The 426-nt window shown below is 62.4% G+C and carries 1 pseudogene; it reads right to left on the bottom strand.

The window, feature by feature from the left end:
• Positions 1-426, bottom strand: a pseudogene (locus tag BGN95_RS13310) (sigma-70 family RNA polymerase sigma factor); the annotation flags it as partial.

Consider the following 426-nt stretch of genomic DNA (forward strand, 5'->3'; position numbering starts at 1 on the left):
TCGGCCATGATCGCAAAGCGCGGATCATTCTGGGTGATGGACGCGATGGTTTTGGCGGCGCGCTTGGTGATCTGGCGCATCCGCTCCTTGGTGATTCCATCTTCATCGTCAGGCACGGTCTCTTCATGGCCGTGCAACTCGAAGAGGCGGCGGGCCACAAGGGAATGGTTGCGCTTGATGCGCTCATGCAGCTGCTGCACTTCATCCGCGTCGATGGCGTTGACCTTGAGGCGGGGCCGGCCATCGTCATTCGATGCGGCCTTGCTGCCCCGCGTCACCCGGGTACGGCGGCTGAGCTGTTCGATACCGACCTGGCGGAGATGCGTGACATAGCTGTCCATCAAGGAGCGCATCGCCGCGCTGGCGAGATAGTCGGACGCGCTGGCTTCCGTCCGGGCGAGGGCGTCTTCATCCTCGATCAGAAAT

The organism is Sphingomonas sp. 66-10, from assembly GCF_001897045.1.
Classification (GTDB): Bacteria; Pseudomonadota; Alphaproteobacteria; order Sphingomonadales; family Sphingomonadaceae; genus Sphingomonas; species Sphingomonas lycopersici.